This is a genomic window from Arthrobacter sp. SD76 (assembly GCF_049726125.1).
In the GTDB taxonomy this organism is placed as follows: domain Bacteria; phylum Actinomycetota; class Actinomycetes; order Actinomycetales; family Micrococcaceae; genus Arthrobacter; species Arthrobacter nitrophenolicus.
Genome location: NZ_JBNBLR010000002.1, coordinates 163,479 through 185,905, shown reverse-complemented (window position 1 = coordinate 185,905; position 22,427 = coordinate 163,479). Strand labels below are relative to the sequence as shown.

The following is a 22,427-nucleotide window of genomic DNA, read 5'->3' as shown; positions in this document are numbered from 1 at the left end:
TGAAAGGGGGAGTCCAGTTTTCATCGTGCATCCAGTGGGGGTATTTCTAAGCAGGGTTATTTATATAGTCTTCAAAGCCAGGGTCGATGGAGGGTCTTGTTGAAGGCCGCGGGTCTTTGTGCTCCGTGGTGCATCCGTTGAATCCCCATGCTGAGCTCTTGATCCTGGTCAGGGTTGGCCAGAGGATTCGTTCGTGCCAGTATGCTGGCGCGTCTACGGGGGTCTTGTGTCCGTAGTACGCGGCCTTCCAGGCAATCCATGCTGCGGTGAGTTCTTCGACGACGGGGCCGTGGCGGTACCAGCAGCCTGGGATCCGTGAGCTGTCGGTGACACCGTATCTTTCGTTGATCCATGTGACCCACTCCCCCAGCTCTTTCATGAGCTTGACCCGGTCTACACCGGTGAGTTCTTTCCAGTTCCACGGTGCTGGCTGGGCTTTTGGTGGGGTGGTGAGGATGTCGGCGACGACTTCGGCGATGCCTTCGACGTCAACCTTGAGTTGAAGGATGTGGGCGTCGTGCTGCAGGACGAGTTCCTCCATCGACGGCACTCCTACTCCCTCACCGCCTTGCTGATCGGCGAACTGCTGTGCGTCGCTCATGCCCGCACTCCTCTAACAATGTCAGCTGCGGCCGCTTTGTCTTTACGGATTTGGTCGGCGTCCGGTCGTTCCCACCAGGGCGTGAGGGTGACGCGGGCTGGGCGGACGTTGCTGTAGTGCATGAAGGCCTCCCCGACAGGCAGTTGCTGGATTTCGTTGCCGCGGATGACCTGGCGCTCTTCCTTGCTCGTGGTCCGTGAGGAGCCACCTCGGCCTTGGGAGGTAGAGATGCGTTCCTTATGGGTGGTGCCGGCGGCGCGCGCGATTTTGTCGAGTTCGTCCAGTTCTTCCAGCCCAGGGAGGAAGAGGCGGACGGAGGACGTGCCGCGGATGGCGGTCGCTGCTTCGGTTCCCCAGCGTTGCCGGTTTTGCGCGAAGGATTGGCTGAAGCCGACGATGCGGATGCCGCGGCCGCCGGAGTCGGACAGGGCACCGGCCATGTCGGGTATGGCTGCGACGTTGGGTGCTTCGTCGAGGACCATGGTGAGGACGGGCCACAACCGGCCGCCGGGCTTGGTCTGGGAGATGCGTTGGGCTTTGCGGAACATGAAGTCGACGAACATGGCCACGAGTGGTGCGACCGGTGAGCGTTCGCCGTCGGTGAGCAGGTAGATGGTGTTGGGTTTGGCCAGGAACTGTTCCATGTCGAAGCCTTCACCTTTGGCCGGGCTGAGGGTGTCCATGGCTTTGGGTGAGGAGAGGGGTTCGAGGAGTCCGGCGAGGGTTTCCTGGATGGAGTCGACAGTCTCGCCGGCACGGGAGGTGGTAAGGGCGCGGAGGCGTGCTGAGAACGCGGCGGGGGCGTTGTGTTCGATGAGGATTTCGAGGGGTTCGGTGTCGGCGAAGTTGTTGGTCCAGCGGACGACGTCTTCTATGGTGAGGCCGCCGAGGGCGGCGGCGTGGAGGAAGCGGCCGAGGACGGCGGCGGCTTTGGAGTTGAAGAAGTCGCCGTTTTTGACGTTGCCCATGGGTTGGGCGCCGGCCCAGGCTTTGCCGCGGGCGAGGGCTTCGTCGGGGTCTTCGCAGCCGTCGATGACGTTCCACCGGATTTTGTTGGGCCAGCCGGAGATGTCCTGCAGGTCTAAGACGGTGACGTCGCCTTTGCGTTCCCGTGCGACGGCGGTGAGCATCGGCAGGTCGTTCTTGGTGGAGGTCGCGATGACCGCGCCGGGGGCGTCGAGAATGATACCCACGGCCAGGTAGAGGGTTTTGCCGGAGCGTTGCGGGGCGAACACCCACATGGAGTCTTCGTGCTGGACGTACAGGGTCTGCCGGTCGAGTGTGCAGAGGGCGACGATCATTTCGTCTTCGGTTGCATCGTCGGGCAGTTCGAGGGACTGGCGGGCCTTGGTAAGGGCGGCTTTGCGGCCCATGCGGCGTTCGAGGTCTTTGTATCGGGGCAGCCCGTCATCCCGGGTGCTGCCGCCATGGGCGGCGGTGAGGATGGCGGCGCCGATGAAGGCGAGGACGGCCAGGACGATCAGGATCCACGTCGACGCCGATGGCCACTGGAACGTCCCGTCTTTGATGCGGGTGAGGAGTTGCTCGGGTTGAGTCCAGGGCATGCCGGTGGGGGTGAGGAGTTCGCCGAGGAGGGCGGAGAGCCAGGCCAGGGCGGCGAGTCCGGCGATGGTGCCGGCAAGGATGAGTTTGAGGATGGTGTCGGATGAGGTGCGGCTGCTCATGCGGGGACCTCCATCGGGGCGGCGTTGTGGGCGAAGGTGATGGTGGAGTTGGATTTCATGGCGTTGTCGGTGTCGGTGAGTTCGATTTCGAGGGGGCTGCGGACGTGGATGGCTTCGAAGGGGTCGTGGCTGCCGATTTTGAACAGGCAGGTTCCTTTGACGAGCCGGGAGATGACGTCGGCGGATCCGGGCGGGAGGTTGAACATGTGTTCGCAGGCGAGGGCGTCGGCGGTTTTTTGCTGTTTGTAGAGCAGGACGGTGCCGCATTCTTTAAGCATGGCGATGGCGGGGCTGTCTTCGGGGATGTCGGAGACGTGGTGGAACGCGAACTGGCAGGACAGTGACAGGGCGCGGGAGAGTTTGGTGTTCCTGCGGGTTACGGTGGCGACGGAGCCTTGGACGGTGTGCCAGGCTTCCTCGATCAGCAGGGTGGTTGGGACGGGGCTGGCCTGCCGGTAGAGGGTGTTGGCGAGCCAGGTGTTGATGATGGTCATGACGATCGGCAGCGCGGGCCCGTCTTCGGGGAGGAGGGAGACGTCGAAGACGGTGAGCCCGGCGTTGAGTTCGATGTGGTCGCTGGTTGGCCCGTCGATCAGCCCGGCGAGGTCGTCTTCGATCATGCGTTCGAGTTCGAAGGCGGGGTCCTGGCCCCATTCGCGCAGCTCGGCCGGCGTGAGTCCGGCGGCGGCCGCGGTGTCCGGGTCCGGCGCGTACAGGGCGGCAAGGACGTGGCGGATGTCCGCGACTTCCCCGGCCGTTTTCGCCGCGGCCAGGGCTTGGCGGTGGGCGACGCGGACGGCTTTGCCTTCTTTGGGTGTCATGGGTCGGCGCAGGGCTTCTTCCATGACGGCGCGGACGAGCATTGACTGCCCGGCGGGGGTGGAGTCCCCGTCGCCGGGTTCTTCGTTGAGGCGGGCGGCGATGCGCGGGTCGAGGATGTTGATTCTGGATCCGCCGCCGCCGATCATGAACCGGACCGGGGTGACGTCGAGTTTGGTGGCCAGGGGTGTGTATTCCCCTCCCCCGACGTCGGTTTGGTATTTCTTGTCGATCACGACGACGCGGCGGCCGAGGATGAGCTGGCGGATCACGCCCCAGGTTTTCATGGCGGAGGACTGGCCTGCCCGAGGTCGCCGATGTAGCAGACGTTCGGGGATTCGATGGTGTCGCCGTAGGCGGTGAACGGGTCGTGGACGATCATCCATCCGGATCCGGCGTCGACGCCGAACACCAGGCCGCGGTGTGAGGTGGGCGGGGAGGCGATGGCCATGTGGGAGAACTCCATTTGACGGGTGGAGGTCAGCACCCCGGGCGCTGCCGGGTCGTAGAACCCGAGCCGGGACGCGAAACGCCACTTCCGTCCGTGATGCCATCTTGTGGACGCGCTGTTCTGCGCCTCGGCCTGCTCCCGTTCCCGTGCCTTCCGCTTCGCCTTCCGCGCAGCCGACCTGGACCCTCGACGGGCCGGCACGTCATCGGATGTGGCAGGGCTGTTGTTGAGGGCCGGCCGCCCGGGACCCTTTTCGGCCGGCATGTCGTGTGTATGGGTGTGGGGCGGGGCGTGGCGGGCAGTGGTGTTGGTCATCGGATTCCCCTTGTGAACGGCATGGTGGTGATCAGGGCGAGGTCGTGGCGGTGGTCCATCCAGTCAATGAAGTCGATGCCGGCGTCGGCGGCTGCTGCTTCGATGATGTCGGTGGTGGAGAGGATGTCGTCTTCGTGGTCGACGGCGAAGGAGATGTAGAGGGCGTAGGCGGCGCCGTGGTGTCCGGAGCCCGGTTTGAGGTCCAGGAGCCGCTGGTGGGAGGCGTCGAGCAGGACATCGTCGGTTCCGTCGGTGACGACCCCTGATTCGTTGACCTGTTTCTTTTTGGCGCGGTCCATGGCGACGTCTGTGCGTGCGGTGGTGCGGGCGGTGCGGGCGTCCTGGAGCTCCATGACCATGGAGACGCTGTGGACGACGGCGGGCTGGATCCCGCTGATGACCGCTTCGAGCGCCTCGACCGGGATGGCCTGCGGGCTGAACGCCGAGGCGGGCACGTACCCGGTGCGGACATGCCAGTGGCCGTTGACGACCAGCGACAGGGCTGAGGCGGCGCCGTCGAGGTACTGCCAGCAGTCCATCAGGTCCGCGTCCTGGTAGTCGTCGATGTCGAAGTCTGGGTCCTGCAGGTGGCGCAGCAGCGCGGCCATCGGCCGGGCGCCGAGGGGCCGGTACGCCCGGACCGAGCCCATCATCGTTGCCTGGGCCATGGCCGAGCGGACTTCCTGGTAGATCGCCTGGCCGATGCCCTCGTCCCCGCCGCCGAGGGCATTGGCGCGGCGGGACAGGGCGGCGGAGGACGGGATGCGGAACGTCTCGTAGGTCCGGTGCTGCTCCGAGCGGGACTTCACGGTCTCGCAGAGGGCGCCGTAGGACTCCAACAGGATGGTCGGGACCCCGGTGGCGGGAATGCGCTTCTTGACCCAGAGCAGGTGATCGGCCGAGTCCATCGGCACCGACCGGGCCAGGGACTGGACATGGGTGACCAGTGATTGGCGGCGGGCGAGCCTGGCCAGGTACTGGCCCCTGGCGACGTGGCCGGTTTCCTGCCGCTGCTCCTCACGGATGGCTGAAGAGGAGCCGAGGACTTCAACGGTCACGGTGTAGTAAGGCTGGGTGATTTTGCCCTGGTGGCGGAAGACGACCATCGGCCCGTCCGGGGTCTGGACTTCGAAGTGGCGGACCGTGCCCACCATCAGCGGCACGTTGTCCTGGTACCGGGCCGGGACCTCGATCATCCCGTCAGCGTCGGCCCGGTCCCGGTTCCTCCTGCCGGCCTTGACCAGCCGGGTCGTGGGCCGGTGCTTGACGGGTACGAACGTCAGCGAGTCGTGGCGGCGGCGGTAGGCCTTGTGCTGTGCCTCCAGGAAAAGGGCACCGAGCGAGCGGTGCCCGGAAAACCTGTTCGGGGTCGTCAGGATAACCCCGGCAAGCACCAGCACCGCGGCGAAGAACAGGCTCACCAGGTGGCTGCCGCCGGCCACCACGATCACTGCAGCAGCGACGACAGCGGCGGCGAGGCCGATCCATTCAGGGGTTGTCCGGTTACCGCCGAACAAGCCGCGGCGCTGGACCTCACCACCGACGACAACCATTCTTCCCATGACCTACCGTTCCCCTGTCTTGTGCTGTGTTTGTTATCGGCCGCTGATGTGGTCGGTGTCCGGGACCATGGAGTGCACGGCCCGCTGGCCGCGCAGTGCCGCCTGCCGTGCGGTTTCCCGCCCGGCCAGCAGGAACGCTGTGGCGCCGCCGGCGGCGATCTTCGCTGACCCGCGCCCCATCGAACCCGCCCCGGCCATGAACCCCGGCCCGGCCCCGGCTGTACCGGAACGGCCGGCACGCTGCAGCTCCGACAAGGTCCGTGTTTCCGCCGGGATGTCCGTGGCGTCAGGTCCCCTGCCGGTCGTGTTCCTCCTGCCCGGGGTGAGGCCCCTGCCGGCTCCCTCAATTCCTTGGTCAGTGGGGCCATCAGCTCCGGCCAGCTGACGGTGCATGGACCGGTGCCCTGGTGGGGCCGTCCGCCGGGGCCGGACTGGACTTGCGCGGTTCTGCGCCTCCTGATGGCCGAGGAGATCGCGGCCCCGGCACCGGCCATCATGGCCGCCCCGACAACGGACTGCCGGTGTGTCCCGAGGTTGCTGGCAGATGCCGGAAGCAGCGGCACGTACTTGAACAGCAGGCCCGGGGAGCAGGCGAGGACCAGCATCGTCGCACCGGCGAGGAAAACGGACGTGGCATTGACCATCGCGTCATCGACACCGTCCTCGGCGAAGGCGGGACGGGAGGCGAGAAACTTGAAGACGGCACCCATGATGAGCAGCAGCAGGGGCTTCGACAGGGCGATGCCGAGCCACAGCGAGCTGGTCTTCCCGACGCGTGGCCGGTACTGGGGGTGGACCATGAATCCGACCATCAGGGCAAGGCCGACGCCCAGCAGGTACAGCGCAATCGGCTGCAGCGCGAACAAACCCAGCAGCGCCCACGCCCCGACAAACAGCAGCCCGAACAGGACCACCCCTGCCAGGGGCCCGAACACGCCCGTTGACTCGTAAGAGGCGAACCGCATGATCGCCACAAGGAAATCCGTGACCCGGACGGAGGACCAAGACCCGGCTCCCTGGACGAGGGAGGTCAGCCAGTCGTTGATGACATAGCCCAGGGCGGGTCCGAACAGGACCAGCAGCACGGACAGCGGCCCGTACCAGAACAGGGATTGCCTCGCGCTGTCCAGATCCAGGTCTCCGTTGGAGACGTCCTTCCAGAGCTTGAAATACATCAAGGCCATGATGAGGATCCCGATACCGGCAAAGGCCGCCCACACGTCCCGGAAACCGTCATCTACTTCAAACGTGGAGACCTTCAGCAAGGTGCTGAGGACCTCGTTGGTGGTCTTCACGCCCTCGTCCTTGACAGTGTTCGCGAACCGCTCAAACCCGTCCTTCGCACCGGCAATGAACGCCACAGAATCCACCGCACCCAACACCGCCTGACCCCCGGAAGTGGTCGACAACGCAGTACGCAACACAGCACCCGCAACCGGCGAAAACTTCTTCCACACGGCGCCCGCCAGGCACATGGAGACGGCTGGTGTTGGGGCTTGGACTTTTGCGAGGGCTGTGCAAAAACGCGCGCTGTCAGTACCTGCGTAGTCCAGGGCTGCTTCAGGAGTAGTCAAGAAGTTTCCGAAGGCGCTGGCAGCAACGTTCTCGCAGTTGTCTCCGCCCATGAAGCCGTAGAAGGTCGGGTTCGCGCAGCTTTGTTTTCCGTGTTCGAGGTTGATTTGGTCGCGGATCTTGGCTCGTTCGGGCTCGGGCAGCCCGGCGAGGCGTTTCATTTGATCGGCATTGAGCTTGTCAGCGAACGCGATGTCCTCAGCGGCATGTGCAGTAACGGGCGATGCCATGCTGAGGCCCAGGAATAAGGCCAGGAGGACTGCAATCCAGCGGATCCGGGTGCTAGCGCGTGGCGTTTGCATATTCGATCCATCCGTCACGGCTCTTGTCAGTGAACAGGCTGTCGACCCAGGTGGTGGTAAGCGGTGCTAGGGCGCCTGTAGGGCCGTGCGGGTCTGGCCCCGATGGCCCCTGGTCTTTGACCCGGCCGCCGAAGTCCTTGTCCGCGGCCAGCACCTGGGCGTCGGTGATCTTCCAGTCCCCGTCCCAGCCCAGCTCGACGGTGATGGTTTCGTACCCGCCCAACGGCTTGCCCTCGGTGCGTGCCTCAAGCGATCCAGCGAACACCTGCACCACAGCCGTAGCCTTCTCGTCGCAGCTCGCGACCCGATACATACCGCCGGCGGCTACATCGGTCCGGGTGAACCAGCCGCCGTCAAAACCCGGCGTGGGGAGGTCCTTTGCCGCGCTTAGGTAGTCGCCGCTGAGGGTTGCTGTTTCGAACCATGGTCCTTGGGGTGAGATCTCGGCGAGGGTCTTCTTCTGTTCTGCCCAGGTATTGATGTTGACGTCGCGCAGCAGCGGCGCGTAGTTCGCGGCCGCCTGTACGGCCGAGTCGCAGGTCCCGTTGTAGCCGATGATCGTCCTGCCGTCACCAGCTACGCTGGTGCCGCCTTCCCCTACGCGAAGAGTCGAGACGGGAAAGCCGAATTTGCCTGTCGCTTCGAGCCCGGACTCTTGGGCTTCCGGTTGCCGTTCTGCCGGGCGGAACGTGATGACGAGGACGGCCGCGATGATGATGACGATCACCGCCCCCGCGGCGGCCAGTGCCTTCCAGTGCTTTCTCATTGGTTATGCGCCTGCCATGTTCGTCAGGGCCAGGATGCCGCCTATGATCACGCTGGCACCGGCGACGGCGCCGAAGGCTACTCCGCTGCGCTTTGCTCCGTCCGCACCATCGGCGATGTCATCAGAATGTCCACGCTGCCGTGCCACACCCCATTTGGCCAGGTTCCACAGGAATGCTGCGGTGACGAGAAACAGGGCAAGGGCCCAGATCCCGCCAAGGATGAGCTGGAAGGCGGATTTGAACTCGATGCCGAACACATCGATATTGGGCGTAACACCGTCCAGGGGGTTTTCTGCAGCGGAGCCGATGATGAGTTCGGTGGTGATGGTTGTCAGCATGAAGGGGTGTCCTATCGGTTGGTGGTCTTGGCAGGAAGGGTGGGCGTGGCGTCTGCGGTTTGTAGACCGGCCGCTATCTCAGCGGCTGCACGTTCAAAGGCGCGCCGTGCCGGGTTGGTGACGAGTTGCCAGTCGATGATGGAGCCGGTGTCGAGGGCCTTGTCGTAGGGGATGTCGATGAGCGTGCGCGCGGTTGAGGCAAGGATCGTGCGGAGTTCTGTTTGTTCCCGGGTGGTGGTTTTCGCTCCCCCGCCTTGGGTGACCAGGACGACGGCGTTGTTGACGAGGTTCTTGTAGTGGGGGTTGCCGGTGCGTTCTGTCATGGACTCGAGCTGTTCGATCATTCGCAGGGCGGAGACCACGGCGTTCTGTTTCAGGGTCGTTGGAATCACGAGCTGGTCGGTGACGTCGATGGAGGCCAGCCAGTTCGCTGAGCGGGTGTTGTTCCCGGTGTCCACGATGAGGGTGTCGTAAAAGCGGCTGACGACGGTATGGATGCGGTTGAATTCTTCAGCCCCGATGGATTTCATCCGATCGGCGTCCTCGTCGGCGACGAGGACCGAGAACTGGTTATTGCCCTGATGCCGGGTGTAATAGGACAACTCACCTTTTCGGGCGGCCACCGTTTCGAAGGATTCCAGGACGTTCAGCAGGTCCCACACGGTGCTGCTGGAGCCGTTGGAGTTGGTGCGGACACCGGCAGTGCCCATCATTTCGTTGTTGTCCCAGACCAGTGTCTGTTGTCCCGAGTGGATCCCGAACGTCGAGCCGAGGCCGACACTGCACATAGTCTTACCGACCCGCCCAGGGGCTGGGCGACCATGATCTGCATAGGCCGCGAGTAGATCCGCTGGATTGCCGACAGATCCGCCCGTCGGGCCAGCTCAGCAGCGCCGGCCTTGGGATTGATCAGACCGAAGCTCACGGCGCGAAGAAAAGCCTGCCAGCCCGTATCCGGCGGCAACTGATCGTTCACGTTGTCCTTCTGCAGCAGCGCGGCACTGCGCCGGCCACTGACCAGCGGGGCCTGTCCTGCATCAGCTGCCTCAGACAGCGGCAGCACCGGGGCGTCAGCTACTTGCCCCGCTGACCCTGGTAGTGGATGAACCCGCTCCGACTCGATGCTCTCTTCGGGTAGTCGGTCCGTAAGGCTGATCGTCGTTGTACGGGTCCGTTCGCTGCCTTGCCAATTGGTGCTCATTGGTTGTTCCTTTCACTCGCTGCGTTCTATTGCTCGTACGGGTTAGGAGGATTTCTCCGGTGAGATGGCGGTTACCAACCAGGGTTCCTGCTGGCCGGAGCGGTGCAGCATGATCTGCCACCGGCCGGCATCGGTGGAAAAGGACGCGGTGACCGTCATGGGGTTCCCGGCTTCCCTGCTGATCGCCGGGCCATCCGTGATCGTCTTAACCGGAACCCGTGCTGGGTCGATGTATCGAGCGTCGTCCGCGTAATCCGCTGCTAAATACGGGACAGGTCTGAAAACCAGATGGCTTCAGGTGCCTCGGGGCGGGCGAAAAGCCTCATCGCCGTTTCTGCCGCGTGTTCTACAGAGGTCTGCGACGTCGCGTCCCACGTAACCTCCGGGGCGCCGTAAAGTTCTTCTGCTTCGTGCCCGTGGCCGCCAGTGTGCCCTTCATCGCGAGTGGCACCGGCTGTTGACGCAGGCGTGCCAGACTCTGGGTTGGCAGCAGCGCAGGAAGCCAGGAATGCCCCTGCAGCCAAGAACGCTACAACGGTGCGGTACTTGCGGCTCATAGGATCGCCTTCGCTTTCAGAATCGGGGTGGGATCGATCGTCGGATTAACCGGGACCATTGGATTGGGCAGGGACCCGGCAAAGAACTCCATATGCAGGTGCCTCCCGGTGACATTTCCCGTGGCTCCCTCCATGCCCAGCGGCGTCCCAGCGGCTACGGTGTCCCCCTCTTTGACCTTCACCGACCCGGCTTCCATGTGGTACATGCCGATAGTCAATTTGCCGTCGGTTGTCTGACCTGTGACACCAGTTCCGAACAGTCCGTCAAGGTTCCGGACCTTCACGATCTTCATGTCCGTGATCGCCACGATCGTTCCGGGCCCGCCGGGGTGTGCGAAGTCGATGCCGTAGTGAAAATTGGCCAGCACGCCTCCTGCCGTCCCGGCAGGAGCGGGCCGCGGCCCGTACCCGCTGGTGTTAAACAGCCCCGGCCATCGGCTCGACCCACCTGCCCTCTAAATCACCAATGACCTGGTTACCCTCTCCTGGGCAGCTACCACTCGGATCGATATCCGAGCTGCTCTCCCCTCCCAACGCCCTAACGATCTGCGCCGCTTGGGACCGGAACTTCGTGTAGTGATTAGGGTCCGCATTGCGCTGAACCCGGTGGATCGCAATTGTCGGCTCCAGAGCCTCCCAACCTTCAACACGCTGAAGCGCTCTGAAAAAATTCGTGGCCGAGATGATGGGATTCATCCGATCCTCATATGATCCCCATGCGCCGTTCCCCCGCTGTTGGAACAACCCACGGGAGTCGGGCCCGGCCAGATCGCCATGGTCGACAACCCGCAAGGATGATTCTCCAATCGCCGCTTGCATTCCGATTACCTGAGCAGTAACCGACAAGCCAAGCGATCGGGCCGCTTCCATGACGGCTTCAGCATTCTTCATCTGTTCAGCGTCAAAGCCCTTCGACATCGAGGTACTGGAGACTCTTGATGTTGTAGCGCGACTGTTGCATGAGGCGATCGCCTGCGAAGACGCAATTCCGCCTTCTAAGACAACAACGAGAAAACCCATCAGCATCGCGCCAACCACCCCAGCAACCGTGAGTGCGCGCCCTGTCATCGAAGTACATCCCGCACGCGGTGATGAAATGAGGAAACTCTATTACTTAGCAATAAAGTGGAAGTTAAGAAATCGGGCAGGATGGACGCATGCCCAGACTGATTAAGCCCAATCTGCCGACCGAGGTCGAAGCTGCGGTGAGGTTCATGGGCAACAGAGCCCAAACGGACCTCTTGCGTCAATTGACCATCCAGGGTCCATCTACGATTGGACAGCTTCAAGCAGTGTTGGAAATCGGACGGCCTAGTCTGAACCGGCATCTGATTTCCCTCTCTGATGCCGGCCTGATCGAAACGGACCCTCCACGAGGTCAGCGCCAGGGAAAAGATGTCACTTATGCAGTGCAGAGACCCCGAATCCAGGAGCTCCTGCGCACGTACATCGCCTACATAGAGGGGCGCTGACAGCCACGCATATTGCCGCCGCCTTTGAGGATCGTCCATATCCGCCCCTTTGTTGGTTCACGCATGATTCACACATGCGTGAACCCGTCTCCGACGATACCAGTGCAGAGGCCTCGGTCAAGTCAGGAGGGCCTCGGATTACACACCCTCGTCTAGAATTTTTGAAATTGCTCTCAAAGCCTCGGGGTCTACGGGGCCAAGAGCTCGGGCGGCGAAGTTCTTTACCTCCGCCCGCCTCATCGAGCGAATTAACTCCAACTCAGCCTCTACCCGCTCCGGCAGCTTGCCACCTTCTTGGAGCAAGTATTCGGGGTCGACATCAAAAACTCTTGCTATTGCTCGAAGTGCCTCGTCTGGAACTACCTGTTCCTTTCCCGCTTTAAGCAGAGTCCAACGGGTGCGTGAGAGATAGTAGCCAGCCTTTTGCGCACCGTCTCGAATGGCGGGGTAGTCAAATGGCTTGCCGGTGTCGGAGACGATCACGTCTAGCAATAGATTGATCTTCCGCGCGAGCGTCTCTGCGCGTCGGACTGCAGCCGCTCTTTGCGGCGGTAGATCAAAATCGCTCACGTGATCCAACTCCAAGTGTTAGCTTCAGCGAAGAAGCCGAAGGTGACGATACCAATAAGTGCACCGACCAGAGCCTCCCCCCACGTGTGCTCTCGCAATACGGTTCGACTGACCAGCATCACCGGCGATAGTACCAATAGCCACGAGAATTCACCGCCGAAGACTGCAACGCTCCAAGAAACGGCAAAAGTTAGTACCGATACATGCGCTGAAGCATTCAGTCGCAAACGGGCCAGCGCAAGGCCTGCATTGCCGACAACAAGTCCCATAGCAGTAGCTGGAACAGGTCCTGGGACGTCAAGAATCAAACAAGTTAGGGCGCCGACGAGAGTTAGCGCTGCCACAACCTTTGTCCGAAGACTGGTGGCCAAGCCAAGCTTCATGGCCAGGACGGGAAACTTCTTATAGACGATGCCCGGGACTGCGATGATGCCTAACGCTAGGGCCGTCACCCCGATAATGCCAAGACCCGCCTTCACTCCCGCCAAGACTATGACCAGTAGCAAGACGGCAGGGGGATTAAGCGCTTTCGAAAAGCTAGCTGCCAGTGCGAGCAAGGGCTTTGATCGGACCAAGTTCTGCAAATGATGCCTCAATATCGTCGAGTAGTTTCCTCTCCGTCGCGGACAGGAGCCCTGGGTGGTCCATTCGGATGTCATCTACAAAAATGATCCACCGGTATAGCCGCTCTCGAGATGATCGTGACCCCAGGTTTAGAGCGGCTGCCTTGCCGGCCTGACGTCCCGGCTCTGTTTCACGAAGCCTTGCCACAATAGGTGCAAGCTTCTCAAGAAGTTCCCGGCGCTGGCCACGATCCGCCATTTGCTGACGTCCTCGAGAGTAGGCGGGCAACCCGAATCCAGCGGCAAAACCAAGCAACGTCGAGGCAATGAGCGTTCGATAACAGACATAGGCAACCTGCTCGAGGCTACTGTCGACACCAACCAGTTCTTGACAAATAAGCACCAGCTTCAGAACCACGGCCAACACCCCAATGAAGCAAGACGTTGCAATAATGTCGAACCCGACCCGAAACAGAGGCTTCTCCCCTGTGCGATCACGGCGCACGCACTCTACGCCGGTGTACATGGTGATGAGTCCGATCCAAGCGAAGAACAGACCTTGATACCAGGCGATCTCAGGAATGCCAGCAAAAGCATCGGTGAAATTCGTGGCCGAGTGAGGCGTCTCGGCGCTAAGCAGCAAGACGGCTTGGACAACTATCAAGGCAATGCCCGCTGCGACCAGTAGGCGCCAAAGCAAGCGGGAGGCGTCGGTAGCAGAGACTATGAGCCTGCTCAGCTCCGTCATCCCGAGCCCCAGAAATACGTGGACAACCAAGTTCATGAAATTTCGGTCGCCAACCCATGAGTCGACGACAAGGTAAACGGCGTCGATGTTAAGGGTGGTCCCCATAGCAACTAGCACCATAGCGGCAAGGATTCCAGGCTTCCAGCCCAAGCGCAGTCCGACTACGCGGGTTAGAACTACAGCCCAAAGTATCGCCGCCGGTAGAATTTGCAGCACTTTCAACCGAAGACCCTCTCGAACTGACTGACGGAAACAACTTCCTTTTCAAGAACCATGCCCGAAAGCATGTAAGCGACTTCCTCGGCAGCCTTCTCCACATCGTTCCATTGCGGGGAACGGGCGAGCATTCGCTTTATCCCCCTATGCCGTCCCAGATGGTTGAAGATGGAGGGCGCCGGCAGCGCCATTCCGTCGCATCCCTCGTGGCGCAAAAGAATGTGGCCCAACTCGTGACAGACGACGTGCATCTTGTGCAGATCTGAATGGTCTTTATGAACGAGAATATGTGACTTCGATTCCGTCTCAAGCCACAGACCCGAGACTCCCGGCAGCGTACTCCTAGGAACGGCGCGAACGACGATGGGTTTCCCGTGCTCCACTTCCACGGCCTTGATGAGCTGCCCATACGAAACCTGGCTCGGTAGACCGAGCTGCTCAACGGCTGCTTCCGGCGTCCCGTGCGAGACTTCTATCCTCTTGCTTCTACCTTGGCTCTTCATCATCACTACTCCAGCGCAAACATTTACACGCATGCGTCACGCATGTGTGAGAGACTGCTTTGAGGGCCGCCTTCCGCGCGCCCTGCCCCAACAGGGCAGTGACCACATATATCAACATTCGGCTGAGAGCGCTTGTCATGCAGGGAGGTAAGGAGATCGAAACGCTTAGGGCTAGGTTCAACAAACGCGCCTGGGGCTGGCCGTGGCAGCTGCTGTGGCCAAAAGCTTCCAAGCGGCAGAACGTGCATGCTCCCCACGCAAAGAAGTGCCGAAGCAACACGTCAAAAAGCTGTGTATGCGCCCTTTTTCTGGCCACATCCTCGAGCGAAAGCGGGCCTGCGTAGTGTCATCCACTGCTATTCACCACGCGCCCGCCAGCGAACCAGAACGCCGCCTTACAGCGCTTGTGGCCAGCCGGCTGCCGGGGCCAGTTTCTGTTTCAACACGCCGAGAACTGTTTCTGTTTCAATACCGAGGTGGGGAAGTCCCCAGTGGTAGTTTCAGTTTCAGAGGAGCTGGAAGGTCCAGCATTTCACTCCTTCAGGGCCGCCAAGTCTTCCGGCCCGACCACTCTAATGAAGTAGAAGCAGCCCCGGCTGCTGTAGTTCAAAGGACAGGGATGATGGCTCCAACTACTCGTACAGGCAGACGCTCCAAAGGCGACCGCAAATTCGTCGGATTCCGCATCGCTACTCCGAAAGCCGATGCAATGGAAGAGATTGCCAAAGCGGAGGGGTACCAGTACGTAAGTGACTGGCTGTCCGATGTGGTTGAAGAGCGCCTGGCCAAAACTAGACTTCACGCGATCGTTCAGCAGGAGGAGTTGCCACTTGGGCGCTTAGCTTCTTAAAGTTGACGGCCCTCGTGAGGAGGGCCGTCGAAGCTTCTGATTCACGTACTGGAATGCTTGCCGGCGAACAGTGCGCGAATCGTTTGGAAGTCCTTCGCAGGGCTTCATTTGTGTAGCAAAACCGATCTGCCAGGATCGGTCTCTTTTCATTGCCTGTCACAGCAACTCTCCCCGAAAGGATTGTTCTCATCGTACATGGACTCCCATGTGCGTCGCCAGCCATACCTGTTTCTGGCGTGTCGCGCAACCTCTCATCGTCATGTTCGCCCGCTGAAGCTTGGGCCGCCCTTGCACCTGCTCTCGCAGGTCAACCACGGGTCCGTCTTTCCAAGGACGGCGGTAAGTCGTATCCGCAAAAACATGAACGGAACCTCACCGAAACACTTCCGTCTGTTCCCGCGGCGGTCCGGATCTTCGGCAAGGACGGCACCTGCGCTGCTATCTTTCTGGACTTCGACTCCTCGATAGCCGGGGAGGACTGGGTTCACGCAGACGTTCGTGCCGCTCAGACCTGGTTGCACTCGGTCGAGGCCCGCTGGATCGAGGACTACTCCCCCAACGGTGGCCGCCACATCTACGTCCCGCTGGCGCAACGAGTCACATTTTCCGAAGCGCGTGATCTTGTTGAGGCGCTAGGCACCCGGTACCGGACCCTAGACAAGACCCCGCACCAAAATCTGCTCCATGGCTGCATGCGAACCCCCGGCTCACCCCACAAACGGGGCGGCCACCAAGAGCTTGCAATGAGCCTGTCCATGGCCTACGACATCGTACGGCGCCCCAACAGTGCCACCGTCTGGGCCGCCATGACCAAAGACCTGGCCGCAGAGATCAAGGCCGTCCGGGCACTACGCCAGGAGGCCACCTTCACGCCGGAAACCGCTCCGGCCCCAGTTGTGGACCAGCCTGTTGGCCGCATGACCCGCGCCATGCAGGTGCTCGCCCAGACCGGCATATACGACGCGAATCGCTACGCCACAGACTCAGACGCCCGCCAAGCCGTCATCGTCGGAGCCGCTGCCGCCGGCCTCGAGCTAGTGGACGTTGAACGCCGGATGCTTCAGGGAACCTGGCCCGGACTGGCCTCCTTCTACGCCCGCTACGCCGCCCGACACAGGCTCCCGGCCCTGCGACGGGACTGGATGAATGCCCTCGCCTACCTCAGCAAAAACCCGGCCAATCGGAACGGAAAGAACAATGTCCGCAGATCCCCCACAAGCCTGCCAGATACACAGGCGGGTCCGCTAAAGAGCTCAAATCCAATTACTAACCCTGATGCAGAGCATCAGTACATTCGGTCCTGGCGCAGTGCTCTTAGGATCCGGGAGGTCAACTACCAGCAATCCAGGAGCGGAATGGCCAGGAGGATGGTACTGAGGGCCCTTGGGGAGGCAGCCCACAAGACAGGGTCCCGTTTCATTGAATTCGGTGTCCGATCCATTGCTGTGGCAACTGGCCTCGATCACACAACTGTTGGCCTGCACTTGCGGGAGCTGCGTGCTGAGAAGGACCCACTTGTGACCTTGGTTGAAGAAGCGCGCGGCACCAAGGGAGATCTGTACATGCTCACCGTCCCAGACGAGCTGAAAACGGTGGCCGAGGAAGCTAGTTGGCAGAAAGGGAAGATTCACGGCCTCCGGCCAGTCTTCCGGGAATTGGGTCTGCCGGCAGCATTCGTTTATGAAGCACTGGAGCACTCCCCTGCGCTGTCTACGACTGAAATTGTCGACGTCACTAGACTGTCCCGCTCTACCGTTCACGAAGCGCTCGAAATCCTCGCAGCTTGGAACTTGATCAGCCGCAATGCTGGCCGTGCCTGGTCAATGGTAGCTGCCACATCCCTCAAACAGCTGGCCGAGCGGTTTGGCGTAGTGGAAGCCGTGGCTGTCCAGGTTCAGCGGTACCGAACGGATCGCATTATTTGGCGTGAGTGGCTTGCTAAGAACGTTAATACCGTTGCCGAACTCCTCTCCCCTGACGACGACTACCCATGGGAAATGTTCGAGGGACCGCCCGACGACTGGTCACTCTCGGACATAGCATTCCGTCGCGCCGGCTGAACTGGCAATAAGGCCTGCAGCGACCCGGGAGGGTGCGCCTAGGGAGAGTCCTGATGGTTTGTCTGGATCACCCCTTACGGCTGGTGCACTGCGGGTATTCAGCCGCGGCGCGCCTCCCATGGTGGGCATACTAAGTGCGGAATTATTGACTGAGGAAGGCCCTTGGATAAATTGTCGGCCTTCAAAGCCTAAGCCCTAGTGGTACCGGTCTGATCCCAGAGTGGTACCACACCGACATCACACTAGGACGGTATCCCAAGTGATTATTCTGGTCGCGCATCAGAAAGGCGGGGTTGGCAAGTCCACCATCGCCGTCAATATAGCCGTAGAGTTCACCTCAAAAGGGAAGAGCGTCATCATCGTCGAGGCTGACCCGACCGTGAAGACGTCCAGCACCTGGGCCAAGGACCGTGAAGACAGCGGGTACTCCCCCATCACCACCGTTCGCCAGACCGGCAACCTTCGCGGGACGCTGCTTGATTTGGCCGACAAATATGACGCGGTAATCGTAGACGCGCCGGGTAAGGATTCCTCGGAGATGCGGACAGCGATGACAGCTGCCGATCTCATGCTCGTGCCGATCCCTCCGAGCCAGCCCGACCTCGACACCACGGAGAGTCTGGTTGTCACCATCAATCAGGCCCGTGACTTCAACCCTGAGCTTAAGGCACTTGCAGTCCTCAACCGGGTCCCCACCAACGTGTTCTCCGACTCCGATGCCGAGGCACGCACCTACCTTGCGGATTTCCCCGAACTGCGCGTGGCCCGGACCAAGCTACACGAACGCAAGGTCTATCAGACCAGCGTCTCGGAAGGGCTGGGTGTAGTCGAGATGAAGGATTCCAAGGCTAAACGTGAGATTCAGCTTTTAACTGAGGAGGTTCTGGCATGGTGAGGCAGCGGGGGCGCACTGATCCGCAGACCGAGAAGCAGATAGAGGCCTTTGCTGCTCAGGCAGAACAACCTCTTGCCCCTGTAACGGCACTCCCCCAGCCGGCTGGCTCGGCGGCAGATGAGGTTGAGAAATCCAGCAAGTCGAAGAGGCCGGTGCAGGCGGCTGACTCACCCTCCGCCAGAGCCCGCATTCTTGCTCCTGCTATGGAAGCCTGGAAACAGCGAAACCGCGAGCCCAAGACCGGTGGTATCAACTTCCGTGCCAGCACGACCCAGTTGGAATTGCTGCGCACTGCAGCCCTCGTCGAGGAGATGAGCCAGCAGAAAATCTTGGAGCGCCTCGTTTGGCCCATCCTCGAGGAGAAGTACGGTTCCAGCCTTTCCGAATAGCCCTCTCCCCCACTCTCCCACGTGTCTCTGCGGGCGGTTTCCTCTGGTGAGGTGGCCGCCCGCGGCTTTACCTAGATCTTGCCAGTCCGCTCCAGAGCCAGGCTGCTTGTCTTGGTACTAGTGTGGTACTACTACGCTCCCAGTCGTTCAGGCGGGCACGGTACCGGTGTGGCGGCAAGGGTTTGGGTGCGGGGTGGACGCGGTTCTTTGGTGTGGTGTCGGCCCCGGGCTGGTGCGGTACCGGTGTGGCGGCAGGGTTGAGGTGCGGGGTGGACGGGGCCCTGGTGCGGTACTGGTGTGGTACTGGCACGGTACCGGTGGGGCGGCAGGGTTGGGTGCGGGGCGGACGCGGTTCTTTGGTGTGGTGTCGGCTCCGGGCTGGTGCGGTACCGGTGTGGTACTGGCGCGGTACCGGTGTGGCCGCAGGGTTGAGGTGCGGGGTGCACGCGGTCCTTGGTGCGGTACCGGTGTGGTACTGGCACGGTACCGGTGCGGCGGCAGGGTTGACGGCGGGGTGGGCGCGGTTCTTTGGTGTGGTGTCGGCCCCGGGCTGGTGCGGTACCGGTGTGGTACTGGCGCGGTACCGGTGTGGCGGCAGGGTTGACGGCGGGGTGGGCGCGGTTCTTTGGTGTGGTGTCGGCCCCGGGCTGGTGCGGTACCGGTGTGGTACTGGCGCGGTACCGGTGTGGCGGCAGGGTTGACGGCGGGGTGGGCGCGGTTCTTTGGTGTGGTGTCGGCCCCGGGCTGGTGCGGTACCGGTGTGGTACTGGCGCGGTACCGGTGTGGCGGCAGGGTTGACGGCGGGGTGGGCGCGGTTCTTTGGTGTGGTGTCGGCCCCGGGCTGGTGCGGTACCGGTGTGGTACTGGCGCGGTACCGGTGCGGCCGCAGGGTTGAGGTGCGGGGTGCACGCGGTCCTTGGTGCGGTACCGGTGTGGTACTGACACGGTACCGGTGCGGCGGCAGGGTTGACGGCGGGGTGGGCGCGGTTCTTTGGTGTGGTGTCGGCCCCGGGCTGGTGCGGTACCGGTGTGGTACTGGCGCGGTACCGGTGTGGCGGCAGGGTTGACGGCGGGGTGGGCGCGGTTTCTTTGGTGTGGTGTCGGCCCCGGGCTGGTGCGGTACCGGTGTGGTACTGGCGCGGTACCGGTGTGGCGGCAGGGTTGACGGCGGGGTGGACGCGGTCCTTGGTGCGGTACCGGTGTGGTACTGGCACGGTACCGGTGTGGCGGCAGGGTTGAGGTGCGGTATGGACGCGGTCCTTGGCGCGGTACCGGTGTGGTACTGGCACGGTACCGGTGTGGCGGCAGGGTTGAGGTGCGGGGTGGACGGTCCTGGTGTGGTACTGGCACGGGGGTGTTGCGCGATGTGTGATGCTGACTCGGTTCTCGTGTGGCGTTCGGTTCCGCGGCAACAGGCGATGACGTAGGCCCGGCAGACCAAGGATCCGTCAGTGCCAACAAAGGTTCCTGGGGAGGTGATAACCATCGTTGAGGTGTACTGAGTCTGAGGCCAGACGCACTTGAACCTAAGGTCTGCACGGCCCGCACGGCTCGTCGCTACGCGCTATTCGGGTACGGATCGTGATCGGCTTTAACCCTTCGGGGATCTTCGACTCTGCGGCTGTGTTGGCTGTCTCGTACGTCGTGCCTTCGGCTTCGACGTAGCTGAGTTGCCCGTCACTGACTTCTACGGTCAGGGCTATTTTCACGCCCATATTTTAGGCAACTGCCCTGGCGAGGGTGCTTTCCAGGACTGCCAGCAGCGCCGGCGCGTATTTCTCTTCGCGCCGATCCACGGGTCGTGCGTCGTCCGGGGCAAGGCAGGGGGTCATCATCCACAGGGCGAAGTAGTTGTGCGGAATCCGCAGCTCTACCGCGCGCTGGAACAAGCGCACGACGACCGGGTCCAGCGACAGATCCCGCTGGAACTGGAATCCTGGACAGAACGTGCCTTCGTCGATGAAAACGCGAACGAGCTGCCGCAACGCCGGTTCGGGATCCGGGAAGCCGGCTTCGAGCCGTTCCCTCACCTGGGTCAGCGCGGGCAGGCCGAACTCTTCGCGAATAGCGTTCCAGAGCTGCGGCGGAATGGGGGAGCGGTATAGGTCAGCTGACATCGGTGATGGCGTCCAGAAGCCATTGCGTGGAGGCGGGTTCGCGGCGTAGCAGGAAAGTGCGCAGCGCCGAGCCTGAGGATGAAACCTGAACTTGCCAGTGTTCGATGTCGACGACGTTCCCGACTCCTACGGGGACGCTCCGGCGGGTTTCCCACCAGGCGTCCCTGGTGTACCAGTGGGCGCTTTCAAGGGTGGGGTCGACGGCCCAGATCTGGCCGTCATGGCGGACGGCGAGGGGAGTGCCGGCGGGAGTGAAGCGGACATCGACGGGGATGCTGAGGGTGGGTGCTTCGGGGGTGATGGTCATTGCGGGTGGTGTTCTCTCTGGTGTTGCTAGTCGGGTGGTTTAGGCGGCTTTGACGAGGGGGAGTTCGTCCCAGTGGGTGGTGTATCTGGGGGAGAGCATGTCGCGTTTCATGGTCCAGTCCGGACCGCCCCGGATCCCGCCAAAGCCGAGGCCAATGGAGCCGCGGCCGTAGCGGCGGGTGACGTCTTCGAGGAGGGGGCCGATGTGGCGTTCCTCGTGCCGGTTCTCGAACAGTTCGAGGGGTTTTTGGTTGCCGGTGGGGCGCAGATCGGTGACCATGATCCCGGCCCTGGCATAGCGGACGCCGTCGACGATCCTGGGGAGGAGGGCGTGGGCGGCTTTGGTAAGGATGACGGGGTCGGCGGTGGGCATGGGCAGCGGGACGCAGACGGAGGGGTAGGAGGTGTCGTTGGGGTTGAAGTGTGAGGTCCCGGCGAATGCGGTGAGGACTTTGGCCTGCAGCCCGGTTTGGCCAGCCTCGCTGAGGCTTGCTGGCCGTAGACGCTCATGACCTGCCGGATCCCGGCCGCGGTGGTGATGGGTTTGGCGAACGAGCGGGAAAAGATGAGCTGGTCCCGGCCGATGCGTTCTTCTTCCATCGGTATGCAGGGGTTGCCCTGCAGTTCCAGGACGGTGCGCATCACGACCACGTTGAACTTGTCGCGGATCATGACCGGGTCGGCGCGGACGAGGTCGGTGATGGTGAAGATGCCCATGGCGTTCAGCCGGCGGGTGAGCCGACCGGCGATGCCCCAGACTTCCTCGACGGACAGCCGGTCGAGCAGGCCCTGGCGTGCCTCCTTGGGGATGGAGTCCCAGTGGCAGACGCCGCCGAAGGCCTTATTGTTCTTGGCCCACTTGTTGGCCAGCTTCGCCAGGGTCTTGGTCGGGCCGATCCCGACGCAGACGGGCACGCCGACGTTCCGCCGGACCGTGGCCTTGATCGACCGGCCCATCGCAGCGAGCTCGGCCGGGGTGCCTTTGACGCCGAGGAAGGCTTCGTCGATGCTGTACACCTCGAGCCAGGCCGAGTACCGGCCCAGCAGTTCCATCACCCGGGCGCTGATGTCCCCGTAGAGCTCATAGTTGCTCGACAGCGCGACCAGGCCCCACTCCTTCGCCCTGGGGGCGAGCTTGAACGCAGGCTCGCCCATTGCGATACCCAGGGCCTTGGCCTCGGGGAACGGGTGACAGCGCAGCCATCATTGTTTGAGAGTACGATCACCGGGCGCCCCTCCAGGGATGGGTTGAAAGCGCGCTCGGCGGAGGCGTAGAAGCAGTTCACGTCCACGTGCGCGATCTGCGGCATCCGCCGCATCACCGCCGGCTTAGACATCGCTAGCCCCACCCCGAGGCGAGGCGGGAACCATGCCACCTGCTTCGCCGTGGCCTAGCCGTCCCGCCAACGCGTCCCGCGCTTCGACCGCTTGAGGCAGCGAGGAGCCCGCAGCTAGCACATATGGACCAGAAATCATGACAACAACACACCTCTAATTCGAAAGTATATTCGAAAACTGTAGTGGACGGCACTGACAATGCAGTTCCTGAGGTGATGAGGGTTATTCCG

General features: G+C 62.3%; 24 protein-coding genes and 1 pseudogene. 5 read left to right on the top strand and 20 right to left on the bottom strand.

The window, feature by feature from the left end; translation table 11 throughout:
- Positions 1-46: 46 nt before the first annotated feature.
- From ACPEE0_RS22650 to ACPEE0_RS22590, 13 genes are all read right to left on the bottom strand, one after another.
- Positions 47-601, bottom strand: a complete 555-nt coding sequence (locus ACPEE0_RS22650; RefSeq protein WP_424575510.1) for a DUF4913 domain-containing protein — start codon at positions 599-601, stop codon at positions 47-49.
- On the bottom strand, positions 598-2,286 hold the full coding sequence (locus ACPEE0_RS22645; protein ID WP_424575509.1) for a type IV secretory system conjugative DNA transfer family protein: 1,689 nt from the start codon (positions 2,284-2,286) through the stop codon (positions 598-600). The genes ACPEE0_RS22650 and ACPEE0_RS22645 overlap by 4 nt, the downstream gene beginning before the upstream one ends.
- On the bottom strand, positions 2,283-3,392 hold the full coding sequence (locus ACPEE0_RS22640) for a hypothetical protein (protein WP_424575508.1): 1,110 nt from the start codon (positions 3,390-3,392) through the stop codon (positions 2,283-2,285). Before ACPEE0_RS22640 ends, ACPEE0_RS22645 begins: the two co-directional genes overlap by 4 nt.
- Positions 3,389-3,871 (bottom strand): hypothetical protein, encoded by a 483-nt coding sequence (locus ACPEE0_RS22635; RefSeq protein WP_424575507.1) that lies wholly within the window; start codon positions 3,869-3,871, stop codon positions 3,389-3,391. The genes ACPEE0_RS22640 and ACPEE0_RS22635 overlap by 4 nt, the downstream gene beginning before the upstream one ends.
- The gene (locus ACPEE0_RS22630) at positions 3,868-5,433 is read right to left on the bottom strand and encodes a hypothetical protein (RefSeq protein WP_424575506.1); all 1,566 of its coding nucleotides are present in this window, start codon (positions 5,431-5,433) and stop codon (positions 3,868-3,870) included. Before ACPEE0_RS22630 ends, ACPEE0_RS22635 begins: the two co-directional genes overlap by 4 nt.
- The gene (locus ACPEE0_RS22625; RefSeq protein ID WP_424575505.1) at positions 5,319-7,307 is read right to left on the bottom strand and encodes a hypothetical protein; all 1,989 of its coding nucleotides are present in this window, start codon (positions 7,305-7,307) and stop codon (positions 5,319-5,321) included. Before ACPEE0_RS22625 ends, ACPEE0_RS22630 begins: the two co-directional genes overlap by 115 nt.
- Positions 7,288-8,073, bottom strand: coding sequence for a hypothetical protein (locus tag ACPEE0_RS22620; RefSeq protein ID WP_424575504.1), 786 nt, complete (start codon positions 8,071-8,073; stop codon positions 7,288-7,290). The genes ACPEE0_RS22625 and ACPEE0_RS22620 overlap by 20 nt, the downstream gene beginning before the upstream one ends.
- Before the next feature lie 3 nt (positions 8,074-8,076).
- Positions 8,077-8,412, bottom strand: coding sequence for a hypothetical protein (locus tag ACPEE0_RS22615; protein ID WP_424575503.1), 336 nt, complete (start codon positions 8,410-8,412; stop codon positions 8,077-8,079).
- 11 nt (positions 8,413-8,423) lie between these two features.
- The gene (locus tag ACPEE0_RS22610; RefSeq protein ID WP_424575502.1) at positions 8,424-9,125 is read right to left on the bottom strand and encodes a MinD/ParA family ATP-binding protein; all 702 of its coding nucleotides are present in this window, start codon (positions 9,123-9,125) and stop codon (positions 8,424-8,426) included.
- Complete coding sequence (locus tag ACPEE0_RS22605; RefSeq protein WP_424575501.1) at positions 9,122-9,613, bottom strand: hypothetical protein; 492 nt, start codon at positions 9,611-9,613, stop codon at positions 9,122-9,124. The genes ACPEE0_RS22610 and ACPEE0_RS22605 overlap by 4 nt, the downstream gene beginning before the upstream one ends.
- A 260-nt stretch (positions 9,614-9,873) precedes the next feature.
- Entirely contained in the window at positions 9,874-10,170 is a 297-nt protein-coding gene (locus ACPEE0_RS22600; protein WP_424575500.1) for a hypothetical protein, read from the bottom strand.
- Positions 10,167-10,538, bottom strand: a complete 372-nt coding sequence (locus ACPEE0_RS22595; protein WP_424575499.1) for a M23 family metallopeptidase — start codon at positions 10,536-10,538, stop codon at positions 10,167-10,169. Before ACPEE0_RS22595 ends, ACPEE0_RS22600 begins: the two co-directional genes overlap by 4 nt.
- Before the next feature lie 49 nt (positions 10,539-10,587).
- Positions 10,588-11,238: a hypothetical protein gene (locus ACPEE0_RS22590; protein WP_424575498.1), complete on the bottom strand. Its 651-nt coding sequence runs from the start codon at positions 11,236-11,238 to the stop codon at positions 10,588-10,590.
- Positions 11,239-11,327: 89 nt separating this feature from the next.
- Here ACPEE0_RS22590 and ACPEE0_RS22585 point away from each other — a divergent pair, with 89 nt between their 5' ends.
- Positions 11,328-11,642 carry an ArsR/SmtB family transcription factor gene (locus ACPEE0_RS22585; RefSeq protein WP_424575497.1) on the top strand — a complete coding sequence of 105 codons (315 nt, stop codon included), beginning with the start codon at positions 11,328-11,330 and terminating at the stop codon, positions 11,640-11,642.
- Between the two features lie 138 nt (positions 11,643-11,780).
- Here ACPEE0_RS22585 and ACPEE0_RS22580 read toward each other — a convergent pair whose 3' ends face one another.
- The 4 genes from ACPEE0_RS22580 to ACPEE0_RS22565 all read right to left on the bottom strand — a co-directional run bounded on the left by ACPEE0_RS22580 (position 11,781) and on the right by ACPEE0_RS22565 (position 14,245).
- Complete coding sequence (locus ACPEE0_RS22580) at positions 11,781-12,212, bottom strand: hypothetical protein (protein WP_424575496.1); 432 nt, start codon at positions 12,210-12,212, stop codon at positions 11,781-11,783.
- The gene (locus ACPEE0_RS22575) at positions 12,209-12,769 is read right to left on the bottom strand and encodes a hypothetical protein (protein ID WP_424575495.1); all 561 of its coding nucleotides are present in this window, start codon (positions 12,767-12,769) and stop codon (positions 12,209-12,211) included. Before ACPEE0_RS22575 ends, ACPEE0_RS22580 begins: the two co-directional genes overlap by 4 nt.
- Positions 12,750-13,628 carry a hypothetical protein gene (locus ACPEE0_RS22570; protein ID WP_424575494.1) on the bottom strand — a complete coding sequence of 293 codons (879 nt, stop codon included), beginning with the start codon at positions 13,626-13,628 and terminating at the stop codon, positions 12,750-12,752. Before ACPEE0_RS22570 ends, ACPEE0_RS22575 begins: the two co-directional genes overlap by 20 nt.
- Before the next feature lie 113 nt (positions 13,629-13,741).
- Positions 13,742-14,245 (bottom strand): hypothetical protein, encoded by a 504-nt coding sequence (locus tag ACPEE0_RS22565; RefSeq protein ID WP_424575493.1) that lies wholly within the window; start codon positions 14,243-14,245, stop codon positions 13,742-13,744.
- A 616-nt stretch (positions 14,246-14,861) separates the two neighbouring features.
- Here ACPEE0_RS22565 and ACPEE0_RS22560 point away from each other — a divergent pair.
- The 4 genes from ACPEE0_RS22560 to ACPEE0_RS22545 all read left to right on the top strand — a co-directional run bounded on the left by ACPEE0_RS22560 (position 14,862) and on the right by ACPEE0_RS22545 (position 18,436).
- Complete coding sequence (locus ACPEE0_RS22560; RefSeq protein ID WP_148258204.1) at positions 14,862-15,092, top strand: hypothetical protein; 231 nt, start codon at positions 14,862-14,864, stop codon at positions 15,090-15,092.
- A 236-nt stretch (positions 15,093-15,328) separates the two neighbouring features.
- A complete protein-coding gene (locus ACPEE0_RS22555) occupies positions 15,329-17,152 on the top strand; it encodes a MarR family transcriptional regulator (RefSeq protein WP_424575492.1) in 1,824 nt (607 codons plus the stop codon).
- A 259-nt stretch (positions 17,153-17,411) separates the two neighbouring features.
- Positions 17,412-18,047: an AAA family ATPase gene (locus ACPEE0_RS22550; RefSeq protein WP_424575491.1), complete on the top strand. Its 636-nt coding sequence runs from the start codon at positions 17,412-17,414 to the stop codon at positions 18,045-18,047.
- Complete coding sequence (locus ACPEE0_RS22545; protein ID WP_424575490.1) at positions 18,041-18,436, top strand: hypothetical protein; 396 nt, start codon at positions 18,041-18,043, stop codon at positions 18,434-18,436. The genes ACPEE0_RS22550 and ACPEE0_RS22545 overlap by 7 nt, the downstream gene beginning before the upstream one ends.
- A gap of 1,718 nt (positions 18,437-20,154) precedes the next feature.
- Here ACPEE0_RS22545 and ACPEE0_RS22540 read toward each other — a convergent pair.
- The 3 genes and pseudogenes from ACPEE0_RS22540 to ACPEE0_RS22530 form a co-directional block, all read right to left on the bottom strand.
- Positions 20,155-20,553, bottom strand: coding sequence for a hypothetical protein (locus tag ACPEE0_RS22540; protein ID WP_424575489.1), 399 nt, complete (start codon positions 20,551-20,553; stop codon positions 20,155-20,157).
- Positions 20,543-20,860: a hypothetical protein gene (locus ACPEE0_RS22535; protein ID WP_424575488.1), complete on the bottom strand. Its 318-nt coding sequence runs from the start codon at positions 20,858-20,860 to the stop codon at positions 20,543-20,545. The genes ACPEE0_RS22540 and ACPEE0_RS22535 overlap by 11 nt, the downstream gene beginning before the upstream one ends.
- Positions 20,861-20,899: 39 nt before the next feature.
- Positions 20,900-22,196, bottom strand: a pseudogene (locus ACPEE0_RS22530) (Y-family DNA polymerase).
- Positions 22,197-22,427: the final 231 nt, after the last annotated feature.